The sequence below is a fragment of the Aeromicrobium sp. genome (assembly GCF_025965075.1).
GTDB lineage: Bacteria > Actinomycetota > Actinomycetes > Propionibacteriales > Nocardioidaceae > Aeromicrobium.
On the sequence record NZ_JAOPXQ010000128.1, the window covers coordinates 1 to 14,431 of the forward strand.

A 14,431-nucleotide genomic window follows, 5' to 3' on the forward strand; every position below is an offset into this window, starting at 1 on the left:
TCCGGGGCGGCCCGGCGCAGGGCCGCGCTGGTGCGGGCGGCGCTGCCCGGGGCGCTCGACCTCATGGTCGCGGCCCTGGAGGTCGGCCGACCACCCGTGACGGCCTTCGCCCTGGCCGCGGAGGCGACGTCCGAGCCGCTGGGTCCCGAGCTCTCCCTGGTCGCCGGCCGGCTGGCGATCGCCGCGGACGCGGACACCGTGTGGCAGGCGTTGGCGACCGACCCGGCGCTGGCTCCGGTCGCCCGGGCGTTCCGCCGCGCGGCGGTGTCGGGCATGCCCGTCGCGCACGTCGTGTCGGGCGTCGCCGAGGAGATGCGCCGGGAGCGCAGCGCGATGCTGCGCGAGCGCAGCCGCAAGGTCGCGGTCCGGACCGCGGCGCCGCTCGGGGCTTGCTTCCTGCCCGCGTTCTTCCTGATCGGGATCGTGCCGACCGTGCTGGCGACGTTCCGGACGTTCTCGTGGTGAGTCCACAGCCGGCGATCCCGCGCGGGTTGTCCCCAGCCGCTGCATCCGCGTCGCACATCCGGGTGTCCGCGGCGCATCTTCTGTTCGACCGCTTCACCCAGATGGAAGGACACCCATGAACCTCAACCCCCGCCGCGGCGAGCGTGGCATGACGACCGCCGAATACACCGTCGGCACGCTCGGCGCCTGCACGATCGGCGGCGTGCTGGTCAAGATCGGCCAGTCGCCGTGGTTCGGCGACCTGGTCAAGGACCTGCTCGACAAGATCCCGAGCATCCTGCCGTTCTGAGACCCGGTCCGGGGCGGCGCCCGCCGCCGCCCCGGAACCCTTCCGAGAGGACATCGCATGACACGTCTGGTCTGCACGATCCGCGGGCGCCTGCCGGGGCCCCGCACCGACCGCGGCATGGTGACCGCGGAGTACTCCGTGGGCACGCTCGGCGCCGTCATGATGGCGGCCGTGCTCTACAAGCTGGGCCTGCTGGGACTCGACGGGCCGTGGTTCGAGCACCTGCGCGACATCATCGAGCGAGCCCTGTCGTGGCGCAGCCTGCTCGACGGCCTCAAGGGCGTGCCGAGGCTCGGGATCCGGATCTGATGCGGCGGGAGCGCGGCATGGTCACCGCCGAGCTGGCCACGATCGCGCCGTTCGGGGTCGCGCTCGCGTTCCTGCTGCTCTGGGTCGTCTCGCTGGGGCTGACCCAGGTCCGCATCGCGGACGCCTCCCGCGAGGCCGCCCGGATGATTGCCCGCGGTGAGTCGACCAGCACCGCCGCGGCGGTGGCCCGCCGGCAGGCGCCGGCCGGCGCGTCGGTCCGGGTCACCTCGGCCGGCGGCATCGTGTCGGTGACGGTCCGCGCGACCTCGCGGATGCCGGTCCCGTTCTTCTCCGGGGTCGGCTCGCGGCGGATGGAGTCGACGTCGCTCGCCGCTGAGGAGTCACCCTGATGAGCCGCGCGCGGCCCGACGAGCGCGGCTCCGTCACGATCCATGCCGCCGCCGTGACCGTGCTCCTGGTCGTCGCGGCGGTCGTCCTGCTGCAGGTCGGGAGCCTGGTCCGGATGCGGCACCAGGTCGCGGCGGCCGCCGACCTGGCCGCCCTGGCGGGGTCGCAGGCCAGCGTCCAGGGCGGGGACGGGTGCGCCGCCGCCCGCACGATCGCCCGGCGCAACGGGGCGGAGCTGTCGGCGTGCCGGATGGACTTCGACGTCGCGACGGTCACCGCCCGGGCCGTGAGCCCGCCGTGGTGGGGCAGCCGGTGGGTGACCGACCAGGACGCCCGCGCCGCCCCCGACTTCTACCTCGACGAGTGACCCCACTCCCCTCCCGGTCCGCTGGGCGTGACGTTTGCGCCCCTGATCCGCCGATTGTGGGGCGCAAACGTCACTGCCAGCGGGGCGGGGGTCAGGTGGGGGCGCCGGCGAGGAACGCGTCCAGCAGCCGGATCGCGCCGGCCTTGTCGAGGGGCTCATTGCCGTTGCCGCACTTGGGGGACTGGACGCACGACGGGCAGCCGTCCTGGCACTCGCAGGCCGCGATCGCGTCCCGGGTCACCCGCAGCCAGCGCGGCGCGACGTCGTATCCCCGCTCGGCGAAGCCGGCCCCGCCCGGGTGGCCGTCATAGACGAACACCGTCAACGTCCCCGTGTCCGCGTGCAGCGCCGTCGACACCCCGCCGATGTCCCACCGGTCGCACGTCGCCAGCAGGGGCAGCAGCCCGATCGCGGCGTGCTCGGCGGCGTGAGCCGCACCGGGGACGTCGTCGTGCTCGAGCGCCTCCGCCACCGCGGCGGCGTCGAGCGTCCACCACACGGCCTTGGTCTGCAGCGTGCGGGCGGGCAGCTCCAGCAGCTCCTCGCCGAGGATGCCGCCACCGGTCGTGCTGCGCTTGAGGTAGGACACGACCTGGTTGACGACCTCGACCGAGCCGAACGACATCGCCGCGGCCCCCCACGGCGTCGTCCGCTCGGTCTCCGTCACGGCGATCTCCGTGACCGACCGGGCCATCGTGGAGTAGTCGGGATCGGCGCGGTGAACGATCGCGATGCCGTGGTCGACGTCGTACTCGTCGACGACGTGGATGTCGCCCTGGTGCACGTAGACCGCGCCCTCGTGGACCGTGGAGTCGGCCGAGCCGCCGTCGACCGTGCCGATCAGCCGCCCGGTCCCGGCGTCGACGATCTGCACCGGGGAGCCGCCGCTGGAGCGGATGTCGGCCAGGTCGCTGGCGCGTTCCCGCTTGGTCCAGAACCAGCCGGCCGGACGCTTGCGCAGCCAGCCGGCGTCCTCCAGCGCCGCGACACCCTCGGCGCTGCGCGGGCCGAACACCGCGAAGTCGGCCTCGGTGAGCGGGATCTCCTGCGCCGCGGCGGCCAGGTGCGGCCCCAGGACGTACGGGTTGTCGGGGTCGAAGACCGACGCCTCGACCGGTGCGCCGAGCAGCGCCTCGGGGTGGTGGACCAGGAACGTGTCGAGCGGGTCGTCGCGGGCGACGAGGATCCCGATCGAGCTGCGCCCCGAGCGGCCGGCGCGCCCGAACTGCTGCTGCAGCGCCGCCCGGGTGCCGGGGAACCCGACCGTGATGACGGCGTCCAGCCCGGCGATGTCGATGCCCAGCTCCAGGGCGTTGGTGCTCGCCAGCCCGAGCAGGTCGCCGCTGCGCAGCCGGCGCTCGAGCTCGCGGCGCTCCTCGGGGAGGTAGCCGCCGCGATACGTCGCGACCCGGCCGACTAGCTCGGGATCGATCTCGCCGAGCCGGCGCTGGGCGGTCGACGCGACCGACTCGGCGCCGCGGCGGGAGCGTACGAACGCCAGTGTGCGCACCCGGCCGATCACCAGGTCGGTCAGCAGCTCACCGGCCTCCGTCGTGGCCGAGCGGCGGACCGGGCCGGCGGTGGGGTTGCCGCTCGGGTCGGTGCCGGGCATGAGCGGGGGCTCCCACAGGGCGATGGTCCGGGCGGCGTGGGGCGAGGAGTCCTCGGTGACCGGCACGACCTCGAGCCCCGTCAGCCGGGCCGCGAACACCTCGGGCTCCGACACCGTGGCTGACGACAGGACGAATGTCGGGTCGGCGCCGTAATGGGCGCAGATCCGGCGCAGCCGGCGCAGGACGTGGGCGACGTGGGCGCCGAAGACCCCGCGGTAGTGGTGGCACTCGTCGACCACGACGTGCGTGAGGCCGCCGAGCGCCCGGGCCCAGCGCGCGTGCGCCGGAAGGATCGAGTGGTGCAGCGTGTCGGGGTTGGTGAGCAGGTAGTTCGCGTGGTCGCGGGCCCACGCGCGCTCCTCGCGGGAGTTGTCGCCGTCGACCGTGGCCGGTCGGGCGAACGCCGCGGCTCCCGCCAGCCGGCGCAGCTGGTCGGCGGCCAGTGCCTTGGTCGGGGCGAGGTAGAGGACCGTGGGCATCCGGTTGCCGTGCAGCGAGCTGCCCGACCGGCCACCTGCCAGCCCGGTCAGCGCCGGCGCCTGGAACACGAGGGACTTGCCCGAGGCGGTCCCGGTCGAGATGACGGTGTGCCGGCCGGCGTGCACGTGGTGCAGCGCCTCGGCCTGGTGGCCCCACAGCGTGTCGATGCCCTCTGCGGCGTACATGTCGCGGACCGCCGGGTGGATCCAGTCGGGCCACGGCTCGACGACCGCCTCGCGCGCCGGGACCCGCTCGACGTGCGTGACCCGCTCGCCGTAGCGCTGCACGAGGTCGGCGGGGTCCACCCCCCGAGTCTCCCAGAGCCCGCCCAGCCGGGGTCCTGCGCGGCGGTTCGCCACGGGCAGGGGGACCGGGATCGTGATTGAATGCTGGCGAGCGAAGGAGTCCCATGGAGCTGGCAGTCACGTCCCGGACGGACGGCGATTTCGAGATCGTCGAGGTCGGTGGGGAGATCGACGTCTACACAGCGCCGCGACTCCGCGAGGCCATCGTGGCGGCGATCGACGCGGGTCACACCCGGTTGATCATCGACGTGCAGAAGGTCGACTTCCTGGACTCGACGGGTCTCGGCGTCCTGGTCGGTGCCCTCAAGCGGGTCCGAGCCGACGGGGGATCGCTCGACATCGTGTGCACGCAGGAGCGCATCCTCAAGATCTTCCAGATCACGGGACTCGACAAGGTCTTCGGCCTGCACGGCTCGATCGACGAGGCGCGCTCGAGCCAGTCGTGATCCCGGTCACACGCAACGCTGGGTTCGCCATGTAACCTGCGTCACGCGGTCTGCCCGCCAGGTCGCTGCTCGTCCTTGCCTTATCTCTGGAGGATTTTTCATGGCGAACGCGACTCTTGTTGCGGCAGCCGGAGACCTCGACCTCTCGAACGACAACACCTACGTGGTGTATGGCGTCGCGGCGGTCGGAGTCATCGCGCTGATCATGGCCGCGGTGTTCCGCGCTGAAGTACTCAAGGCATCCGAAGGCACCGCCAAGATGCAGGAGATCGGACAAGCCGTCCAGGAGGGCGCCCAGGCGTACCTCGGGCGCATGTTCAAGACCCTGGCCGTCTTCGCCGTGCTGGCGTTCGCCCTGCTGTTCGTGCTCCCCGGCTCGTCCGAGATCCGGATCGGCCGCTCGGTGTTCTTCGCGCTGGGCGCCGGGTTCTCGGCCACGATCGGCTACCTCGGCATGTGGCTCGCGACGCGCGCCAACATCCGGGTCGCCGCCGCGGCGCAGAACGAGGGCCGCGAGGTCGCGATGAAGATCGCGTTCCGCACCGGCGGCACGGTCGGCATGCTGACGGTGGGCCTGGGCCTCGTCGGCGCCTCCGCCGTCGTCCTGATCTACGGCGGGGACGCCCCCGCGGTGCTCGAGGGCTTCGGCTTCGGCGCCGCGCTGCTGGCGATGTTCATGCGAGTCGGTGGCGGCATCTTCACGAAGGCCGCGGACGTCGGCGCCGACCTGGTCGGCAAGGTCGAGCAGAACATCCCCGAGGACGACCCGCGCAACGCCGCGACGATCGCGGACAACGTGGGCGACAACGTCGGCGACTGCGCCGGCATGGCGGCCGACCTGTTCGAGTCGTACGCCGTGACCCTGGTCGCCGCGCTGATCCTCGGCTCGGTCGCGTTCGGCGCGCTGGGCCTGGTCTTCCCGCTCGTGATCCCGGCAATCGGCGCCGTCACGGCGATCATCGGCGTCTACCTGACCCGCCCGCGGGCCGGCGAGGGCGGGCTCACGACGATCAACCGCTCGTTCTACCTCTCGGCGCTCATCTCGGCGCTCGCGTCGGTCGGCGCCGCGTTCCTGCTGCTGCCGACCAAGTTCAGCGACGCCTCGATGGGCTTCGCCAGCTCGACGGAGTCCAACCAGCTCGTGACGCAGTTCTTCGGCAACGAGAGCTCGGCCGACCTGGACGGCAACCCGCGCCTCATCGCGATCATCGCGGTCCTGATCGGCATCGTGCTGGCCGCCGTGATCCTGGCGCTGACGGGCTACTTCACCGGCACCGAGACCCGTCCGGTCAAGGACGTCGGCAAGACCTCGCTGACCGGCGCGGCCACCGTCATCCTGTCCGGCCTGTCGGTCGGCTTCGAGTCGGCGGTCTACACCGCGCTCGTGATCAGCGCCGCGGTGTTCGGGGCGTTCCTGCTGGGCAGCGGCTCGATCATCCTGTCGCTGTTCGCGGTCGCCCTCGCGGGCTGTGGCCTGCTGACCACGGTCGGCGTCATCGTCGCGATGGACACCTTCGGGCCCGTCAGCGACAACGCCCAGGGCATCGCCGAGATGTCGGGCGACGTCGACGAGCAGGGTGCGCAGATCCTCACCGAGCTCGACGCGGTCGGCAACACCACCAAGGCCATCACGAAGGGCATCGCGATCGCGACGGCCGTCCTCGCGGCGACCGCGCTGTTCGGCTCGTTCGCCGATGGCATCAAGGAGGAGTTCTCCAAGGTCCTGCGCTCGTTCGACGTCACCAACGCGGCGGGCATCAAGGACTTCGAGGCGTTCGCCAAGGACATCACCTCCGGTGAGGTCGACTCGCTGCGCGGCGTGCTCAACGTCGGCGACCCGAGCCTGCTGGTCGGCCTGATCATCGGCTCGGCCGTCGTGTTCCTGTTCTCCGGCCTGGCGATCAATGCCGTCGGCCGCGCCGCCGGCGCCGTCGTCTACGAGGTCCGCCGTCAGTTCCGCGAGATCCCCGGCATCATGGAGGGGACCGGACGTCCGGAGTACGGCAAGGTCGTCGACATCTGCACGCGTGACTCGCTGCGTGAGCTCGCGACGCCCGGCATCCTGGCGATCTTCGCCCCGATCGCGGTGGGCTTCGGCCTCGGCGTGGGACCGCTCGGCGCCTACCTCGCCGGCGCGATCGCGACCGGCACGCTGATGGCGGTGTTCCTCGCCAACTCCGGTGGTGCGTGGGACAACGCCAAGAAGCTCGTCGAGGACGGCAACCACGGCGGCAAGGGATCGCCGGCGCACGAGGCCACGATCATCGGCGACACCGTGGGTGACCCGTTCAAGGACACCGCCGGACCGGCGATCAACCCGCTGCTCAAGGTCATGAACCTGGTGTCGCTGCTGATCGTCCCGCTGGTCATCAAGCTGACGTACGGCAACGATGCCAACGACACGCTGCGCTACGTCGTCGCCGGCGTCGCGGTCGCCGTCATCGCGGGTGCGGTGTACGCCTCCAAGCGTCGCCCGATCGCGCTGGACACCCAGGAGCCGCCGCGCAACGGCGCCCAGGAGCCCCCGGTAGGCATCCCCGCCTGACCAAATGCGAGTGGCGCAGATCGAAGAAAATGGGACGGCGTGTCGTCCAGATCTGCGCCACTCGCGGACGGGTTTGCGCCTCTGGAAGGGTGGGGGCGTGCTTCCCGACGAGTTCGTCCCCGCCCTTCGCTCTGCCCTGACCCGCGCGGCCTTCACGGTCGACGACGTGTACGCCCTGCTGGGCGACGACGCCCACCGCGCGCTCGGCCGCAACCAGACCGTCCCGGCGCTGCGGGCGACCCGGGGCGGCAGCCCGCTGGCGACGCTGGTCCGCCTGTTCGCCCTCCAGGTCCCGGTCGACCGGGCCGCTGCCGACACGGCCCTGCCCGGTCTGGTCGAGCCGTTGGTCGCGGCCGGGATGCTCGCCGCCTCGGGCGGCGAGGTGCGCGCGCTGGTGGACCTCCGGCCGTACGGCGACGAGTCCCACGACTGGTGGATCGTGTGCGACCCGACCCCGGGGCTCGACTCGGCAGGGCAGTCGGTGCGGGCCATGGATCCCGAGCACGTCCTGGGGATCAGCGAGGCCTCGTCGTCGCTGGCCCAGCTCACGGTGCGCACGCCGGTCGACCGGGCCCTCGACATCGGCACGGGCTGCGGGGTCCAGGCGCTGCACCTGGCCCAGCACGCCCGCGAGGTCGTCGCGACCGACGTCAACCCGCGTGCGCTGGCGATGGCCTCCCTGACGGCCCGGCTCAACGACCTCGACGTCGAGGTGCGCGACGGCAGCCTGTTCGATCCCGTCGCCGGCGAGACGTTCGACCTCATCGCGACCAATCCGCCGTTCGTCATCTCGCCCCCCGGCAGCGAGGTGCTGGTCTACCGCGACTCCGGGATGCCCGGCGACAGCGTCGTCCGGCACCTGGTGGAGAACGCCGACTCCCATCTCTCCGACGGAGGCTGGTGCCAGATCCTGGCCAACTGGGCGCATCGCGCCGGCACCGACTGGCAGGACCAGGTCGGCGAGTGGCTCGGCGGCCGCCCGGTCGACGCGTGGATCCTGCAGCGTGAGCTCGTCGACCCTGCGGCGTACGTCGAGATGTGGCTGGCCGACGCGGGACTCGCGACGGCGCCGGACTACGTGCAGCGGTACGACGCCTGGCTCGACTGGTTCGCCGAGGAGCGGATCGAGGCGATCGGCTTCGGCTGGCTGAGCCTACGCAAGACGTCGGCGACCCCCGTGCACCGGATCGAGGAGTGGGCCGGGGAGATCGCGCCGCCCGTGGGTCCGGCGATCGCGGACTGGGGGCGGCGCACCGACCTGCTGCGCACGCTGGACGACGGCGCGCTGCTGGACCAGGCGTTCCGGCAGGCGCCCGACCTGGTCGAGGAGACGCGTGGACCCGTCGGGGCCGAGCACCCGGAGACGATCGTGGTCCGGCTGCAGCAGGGTGTGCGCCGCGCCCGGCAGGTCGACACGGTCGAGGCCGGCCTGGTCGGCGCGAGCGACGGTGACCTGACCTCCGGCCAGATCCTGGACGCCCTCGGGTCGCTGCTGGACCGCGACGCCCACGAGCTGCGCCGGATCTACGCCCCGTCGGTGCGGGAGCTCGTCGAGGACGGTTTCCTGAGCTGAACCGGTCCCGCCCGGTGGTTCAGCGAGGTGTAAACGGGAGTTGTCGCCTAGGGTTCGATGTGTTCCACAGCACTGCTGTGCTCGACGACTGACCATCGACGGCACGGTTTCCCATCCAAGCACCGTAATCACCGCGCGCCCACTCCCACGTCCGAGGTTGCTTCACCAGGACGCGGCGCTGGCCCGGCCGAAGGCCCCGATGACCCGTCTCCTGTCCTCGTCCACCCGCGCCGTGACGTCCCGCGGACCCGCCCTCGTGCTGGCCGCCGGGTCGGTGCTCATCGCCACGTCGGTGTGGCTCGCGCCCGCGGCCAACGCGGTTGACCCGCCCCGGCCGGTGGGCCTCGGCACCGCGGCGACCTACTCGGTGCTCGGTGGCTCTGCGATCACCAACACGCTCGAGACGGTCCTCGGCGGGGACCTCGGGGTCAGCCCCGGCACCGCGGTCGACGGATTTCCGCCCGGCGTGACCAGGGGCAGCACCCACATCGGCGACACGCCGGCGGCACTGGCGCGGGCGGATGCCTTGGCGGCGTACACCGACGCCATGAACCGGACCTTCACGGCCAAGATCTCCGGTGACCAGGCCGGCCAGACGTTCACGTCCGGCGTCTACGCCGCCGACGCGGCGCTCGATGTCAGCGCCAACGGGATCCTGACGCTGGACGGGCAGGACGATCCCAACGCGGTCTTCATCTTCCAGATCGGCTCGGCCCTCAACATCGGGGCGTCGACGACGGTGCGGCTCATCAACGGCGCGCGGGCGTGCAACGTGTTCTGGAAGGTCGGGAGCGCCGCGTCGATCGGCGCCTCCTCAGCGTTCACCGGCACGGTCATGGCCGCCGCCGCCGTGACGGTGGGTGCCGACACGACGGTGCAGGGGCGGGTGCTCGCGGGCACGGCCGTGACGCTGGCGAAGAACCGTTTCACCACTCGGAGCTGCAGCGTGGCCCCGCCGGACGGCGACGGTGACACGGATGCCGACGCCGACGCGGACGGCGGGGCCGATGGTGACTCCGACAGCGATGCGGACGCCGGTGCCGGTGCAGATGCTGATGCGGATGCGGATGCCGACGGCACCGGCAACGGCGGCACGGACGCCGGAGCGGACGCCGACGCCGGCGCGGATGCCGACGCGGACGCCGCTGCCGACGGCAACGCGGATGGTGCTGCGGGGACCGACGGGACGGACGTCGTCACCGGCAAGGACCTGCCCGACACGGGCGCACCCGAGGGCCTGCCGCAGCTGTTCCACCTGGGCCTGGCGATGGTTCTGGTCGGCGGGGGACTGGTCTTCGTCGGACGGACCCGACGCGCTGAGGGCAGGCACCGACTCGCCGGCTGATGGTGTGACCTGCCGCGTCCCACGTGCGGCGGCACCACCGGCAGGGGATGCTCGAGTCATGGCCTCTCCGCAGCAGGGACTCATCGACCATGACGACTACGACCTCGCGGGCGTGGTGCTGGAGAGCTGGGACGCGTTCCTGGGTCTCGTCGACGCCGCGGACCTGTCCGCCTCGACCCGGCTCAAGGGCTGGACCGTCCGCGACATCGCGGTCCACCTCGGCACGTGGGACGGCGAGTCGGCGCTGACCTCGGTGCTGGCGAGCCTGCGGTCGGGGGACGCCGACACGGCGCTGGACCCCGACGCTTTCAACCGGGGGGTCGTCGCCGCCCACGGGGATGCCGACGACGCCGCCGTGCGGGAGGCCCTCGCCGCGTCACGCGCCGACGTGGCCGAGCTGCTCAAGTCCGAGGAGGCGCGCGAGCGCGGCGGCGACCCGGTCTCGAGCGTGCTGGGCCCGATGCCGTTGCTCACCGTGGTGCACGCGGGTTGCTACGAGCTCGCGGTCCACGCCCTCGACATCGCCGACGCTGTCGACGGCACCTGCCCGTCGGTCCTGCTGCGGCACGGGGTCGCGGCGCTGACCGACTCGACGGGGTGCCTCGCCGCCCGCGAGGGCATCGACGCGACGATCGGGATCAACGCCAAGGAGGCGCCGTGGACGTTCACGGCACACGCCGACGGTCGCTGGTCCACCGACCGTATCGACGGGGACCCGCACGGACCGCGCGTCTCGGGCAGCGCCCAGGACCTGCTGGAGGCCTCGGCCGGTCGCGCCGACCCGGTGCGGCTCGTGACGCTGCGGCACCTCAAGATCAAGCACCTCGGTGGGCTTCTTGCCCTGACCCCGATCATCGACCAGGTCCCCGGCCTGCCGGGTGGACGGACGCTGAAGTCCGCCGCCAAGAGCCTCGGCAGCCTCTTCAACCGCTGACGCGTGGTTTGCGCCCGCTGACGCGTGGGTTGCGGACAGGAGTGTTCGGGCGCAACCCCCTCGTCAGGGGGCGCAACCCCCTCGTCAGGGGGCGGAACCCCCTCGTCAGGGGGCGCAACCCCCTCGTCAGCGGGCGGAACCCACTCCTCAGCGGATGGGGGTGAGGTCGAGCTGCATCACGGTGAGGTCGAGCCAGTGGCCGAACTTCGTGCCGACCTGGTCCATCTGACCGACGACCCGGAAGCCGCGGCGACGGTGCAGGTCGACCGAGACGGTGTTGGACGACTCGATCATCGCCATCATCCGGTGGAACCCCGCGTCCCGGGCGTGCGCGATGAGCCGGTCGAACAGCGCCGACGCCAGCCCGTGGCCGTGGTGGGACGCCAGGACGTACAGCGAGTTCTCGACCGTGTGCCGGTAGCCGGACTTGGGACGCCACGGCCCGTACGACGAGTAGCCCGCCACGACGCCGTCGACCTCCGCGACCAGGACCGGGAACCCGGCCGCCTGCCGCTCGAGCAGCCAGGCCCGCCGATCGTCCAGGTCGACCTCGGACTCGTCCCAGATCGCGGTCGTCGTGCGGACCGCCTCGTTGTGGATCGCCAGCAGCCCCGGCAGGTCCGCCTCGGTCGCCTCGCGCACCGTCATCGTGGCCTCCCGTCGATCGTCGCCAGCTCCGGCGACGGCCGCCACCGGGGGATCATCTGGCCGAACAGCGCGACGCACGCGATCAGCGTCGCGACCGAGCCGCCGACGACGAACGCGCCCCACGCACCGACCCCGTCGATCGCGGCGCCGATGATCGGCGAGCTCGCCGCCCCACCGAGGGTGAACGCCGTGCCCTGCCAGCCCATCGCCTCGCCCCGCCGGTGCTCCGGCACGAGCTTGGCGATCCACTCGCCCGCCGCGGTCATGGTCGGGGCACACAGGAAGCCGGTCGGGATGACCCACAGCGACAGCGACCAGACCTCCCCGCCGAGCCCCACCGGGATCGTGGTCAGCCCGAGCGCGAGCAGGAGGTACGTCGGCCGGATCGAGGTGTTGAGCGCGCCGTAGATCAGCCCGCCGAGCAGGGACGACAGGCCCCACAGGCCGTACGTGATGCCGACCGACCCGACCGCGTCGAGCTCGCGGAGCTGCGCGACGATCCCGAGGTCCGTGCCGATCAGTGCCACCATGGTCCCGGCGGAGATGAGGAAGAGGAACACGACCGGGACCGAGACCCACCGGCCCGAGTCGACCGGCTCCTCGGCACCGTCCCCGCGCGGCTTCGGCGCCGAGCGGGTCGGCGGGTCGAGCCACAGGAACAGCGCGCCGGCGAGCGCCTCGCACACGCCGATCGTGATCAGCGCCGGACCGCCGCCGGCCTGTGTGACGATCAGCGCGCCGACCGCGGGGCCGATGATGAAGCTGCCCTCGGCCAGCACGCTGTCGGCGGAGAACGCGGTGCGCCGCTGGTCCTCCTCGACCATGACGGTCAGCGCCAGCCGCACGATCGAGAAGATGGGGATCAGGAAGACCCCCATGAGGAACGAGATCGGGATCAGCCAGACGTAGTCCACGACCGTCGCCACGGGATACAGCACGACGACCGCGACGATCGATGGCAGCACGGCCCGGCGCAACCCGATGCGGTCGATCGCCCGGCCACGCCACGGCGCACCGATCGCGATGCCCAGCGTCGTGGTCGCCGCGAGCACACCGGCCTGGGTGTAGGTGCCGTCGAGCTCACCCACGACGTACAGCGTGAAGACCAGCGGCGCGGCCATCGCCGGGATGCGGGCGAAGAACGCCGCGACGAACAGGGTTCGGACGGAGCGGTCCGCCCACAGCTGCGCGTATCCGGAAAATGCCACGGGACAGTATTTCACCGTCCCGCACCCCCTCGGTGACAGTGCTCCTTGACAGCACGCGTTAGCGTATGCCCCGTCCGCCCACCTCAGGAGTTTCCGTGACCAGCCTCGTCATCGTCGAGTCACCCAACAAGGTCCGCAGCATCGCGGGCTACCTCGGGGACGGCTATGTCGTGGACTCCTCGGTCGGCCACATCCGCGACCTCCCCCGCGGCGCCGACGAGGTGCCGGCAGCGTTCAAGGGCGAGTCCTGGGCCCGGCTCGGGGTCAACGTCGACGCGGACTTCGAGCCGATCTACGTCGTCTCGGCCGACAAGAAGTCGCAGATGACCAAGCTCAAGAAGCTGCTCAAGGACGCCGACGAGCTCGTCCTGGCGACGGATGAGGACCGCGAGGGCGAGGCCATCGCGTGGCACCTGTTCGACGAGCTCAAGCCCAAGGTGCCGGTCAAGCGGATCGTCTTCAACGAGATCACGAAGGACGCGATCCAGTACGCCATCGCGCACCCCCGCGACATCGACATGGACCTCGTCGACGCGCAGGAGGCCCGCCGCATCCTCGACCGCCTGTACGGCTACGAGGTCAGCCCGGTGCTGTGGAAGAAGGTCATGTCCGGCCTGTCCGCCGGCCGCGTGCAGTCCGTCGCGACCCGGCTCGTGGTCGAGCGGGAGCGTGAGCGGATGGCGTTCCGCATCGCGTCCTACTGGGACCTCGAGGCGACGTTCGACGCCGGCGAGGGCTTCGACCCGCGCCAGTTCCCGGCCAAGCTGTTCAGCGTGGACGCCAAGCGCATCGCGTCCGGCAGCAACTTCGACAACCAGGGCGGGCTGACCTCCGACAAGGTCGTCCACCTCGACGAGGCCCAGGCCGGCGCGCTCGCCGACGCGCTGGCGGAGCAGCCGTTCACCGTCCGCTCGGTCGAGGAGAAGCCCTACACGCGTCGCCCCTACGCACCGTTCCGCACCACGACGCTGCAGCAGGAGGCCTCGCGCAAGTTCGGCTTCGGCGCGGCCCGCACGATGCAGGTCGCCCAGCGCCTCTACGAGGCCGGCCACATCACCTACATGCGTACCGACTCCACGACCCTGTCGCAGACCGCGCTCACCGCGGCCCGCTCGCAGGTCACCGAGCTGTACGGCGCGGCGTACCTGCCCGACAAGCCGCGCGTCTACGCCAGCAAGGTCAAGAACGCGCAGGAGGCCCACGAGGCGATCCGCCCGGCCGGCGAGAAGTTCACGACCCCCGACAAGACCGGGCTGAGCGGCGACGAGCGTCGTCTGTACGAGCTGATCTGGAAGCGCACCATCGCCTCCCAGATGAGTGACGCCAAGGGCAACTCGGTGTCGATCCGCATCGGCGCGACGGCCACGACCGGCGAGGACGTGCTGTTCTCCAGCTCGGGCCGCACGATCACGTTCTACGGCTTCCTCACGGCGTACGTCGAGTCGCACGACGACTCCGACGCCGAGGGTGACGACCAGCAGACCAAGCTGCCCAACCTCGCGGAGGGCCAGACCGTCACGGCCGCCGAGCTCGGCAAGGCCGGCCACGAGACCAAG

General features: G+C 71.9%; 14 protein-coding genes. 11 read left to right on the forward strand and 3 right to left on the reverse strand.

The window, feature by feature from the left end; all coding sequences use genetic code 11:
- The 5 genes from JWQ91_RS08135 to JWQ91_RS08155 form a co-directional block, all read left to right on the forward strand.
- Window positions 1-465 (forward strand): type II secretion system F family protein (locus tag JWQ91_RS08135; protein ID WP_297782360.1); only part of this gene is annotated, 465 nt, incomplete at its 5' end.
- A 115-nt stretch (window positions 466-580) separates the two neighbouring features.
- Window positions 581-754 carry a DUF4244 domain-containing protein gene (locus JWQ91_RS08140; protein ID WP_297782361.1) on the forward strand — a complete coding sequence of 58 codons (174 nt, stop codon included), beginning with the start codon at window positions 581-583 and terminating at the stop codon, window positions 752-754.
- A gap of 57 nt (window positions 755-811) precedes the next feature.
- Window positions 812-1,063: a DUF4244 domain-containing protein gene (locus tag JWQ91_RS08145; protein WP_297782362.1), complete on the forward strand. Its 252-nt coding sequence runs from the start codon at window positions 812-814 to the stop codon at window positions 1,061-1,063.
- Between the two features lie 17 nt (window positions 1,064-1,080).
- The gene (locus tag JWQ91_RS08150) at window positions 1,081-1,413 is read left to right on the forward strand and encodes a TadE family type IV pilus minor pilin (protein ID WP_297782363.1); all 333 of its coding nucleotides are present in this window, start codon (window positions 1,081-1,083) and stop codon (window positions 1,411-1,413) included.
- Window positions 1,413-1,778: an Rv3654c family TadE-like protein gene (locus tag JWQ91_RS08155; RefSeq protein WP_297782364.1), complete on the forward strand. Its 366-nt coding sequence runs from the start codon at window positions 1,413-1,415 to the stop codon at window positions 1,776-1,778. The genes JWQ91_RS08150 and JWQ91_RS08155 overlap by 1 nt, the downstream gene beginning before the upstream one ends.
- A 91-nt stretch (window positions 1,779-1,869) precedes the next feature.
- On the opposite strand, the gene JWQ91_RS08160 is transcribed toward JWQ91_RS08155, so the two are convergent.
- A complete protein-coding gene (locus tag JWQ91_RS08160) occupies window positions 1,870-4,176 on the reverse strand; it encodes a DEAD/DEAH box helicase (protein WP_297782365.1) in 2,307 nt (768 codons plus the stop codon).
- A gap of 104 nt (window positions 4,177-4,280) precedes the next feature.
- On the opposite strand from JWQ91_RS08160, the gene JWQ91_RS08165 reads away from it, so the two are divergent.
- The 5 genes from JWQ91_RS08165 to JWQ91_RS08185 all read left to right on the forward strand — a co-directional run bounded on the left by JWQ91_RS08165 (window position 4,281) and on the right by JWQ91_RS08185 (window position 11,019).
- The gene (locus tag JWQ91_RS08165) at window positions 4,281-4,622 is read left to right on the forward strand and encodes an STAS domain-containing protein (RefSeq protein WP_297782366.1); all 342 of its coding nucleotides are present in this window, start codon (window positions 4,281-4,283) and stop codon (window positions 4,620-4,622) included.
- 100 nt (window positions 4,623-4,722) lie between these two features.
- Window positions 4,723-7,167, forward strand: a complete 2,445-nt coding sequence (locus tag JWQ91_RS08170) for a sodium-translocating pyrophosphatase (RefSeq protein ID WP_297782367.1) — start codon at window positions 4,723-4,725, stop codon at window positions 7,165-7,167.
- A gap of 97 nt (window positions 7,168-7,264) precedes the next feature.
- Window positions 7,265-8,740 carry a methyltransferase gene (locus tag JWQ91_RS08175; protein WP_297782368.1) on the forward strand — a complete coding sequence of 492 codons (1,476 nt, stop codon included), beginning with the start codon at window positions 7,265-7,267 and terminating at the stop codon, window positions 8,738-8,740.
- 199 nt (window positions 8,741-8,939) lie between these two features.
- Complete coding sequence (locus JWQ91_RS08180) at window positions 8,940-10,085, forward strand: ice-binding family protein (RefSeq protein ID WP_297782369.1); 1,146 nt, start codon at window positions 8,940-8,942, stop codon at window positions 10,083-10,085.
- Between the two features lie 58 nt (window positions 10,086-10,143).
- Window positions 10,144-11,019 (forward strand): maleylpyruvate isomerase N-terminal domain-containing protein, encoded by an 876-nt coding sequence (locus tag JWQ91_RS08185; protein WP_297782370.1) that lies wholly within the window; start codon window positions 10,144-10,146, stop codon window positions 11,017-11,019.
- Between the two features lie 147 nt (window positions 11,020-11,166).
- Here the strand turns inward: JWQ91_RS08185 and JWQ91_RS08190 are convergent, their stop codons facing one another.
- Window positions 11,167-11,667, reverse strand: a complete 501-nt coding sequence (locus tag JWQ91_RS08190) for a GNAT family N-acetyltransferase (RefSeq protein ID WP_297782371.1) — start codon at window positions 11,665-11,667, stop codon at window positions 11,167-11,169.
- Window positions 11,664-12,875, reverse strand: a complete 1,212-nt coding sequence (locus tag JWQ91_RS08195; protein WP_297782372.1) for an MFS transporter — start codon at window positions 12,873-12,875, stop codon at window positions 11,664-11,666. Before JWQ91_RS08195 ends, JWQ91_RS08190 begins: the two co-directional genes overlap by 4 nt.
- A 65-nt stretch (window positions 12,876-12,940) precedes the next feature.
- Here JWQ91_RS08195 and topA point away from each other — a divergent pair.
- The coding region (gene topA, locus JWQ91_RS08200; protein ID WP_366521362.1) for a type I DNA topoisomerase at window positions 12,941-14,431 on the forward strand (1,491 nt) is incomplete at its 3' end.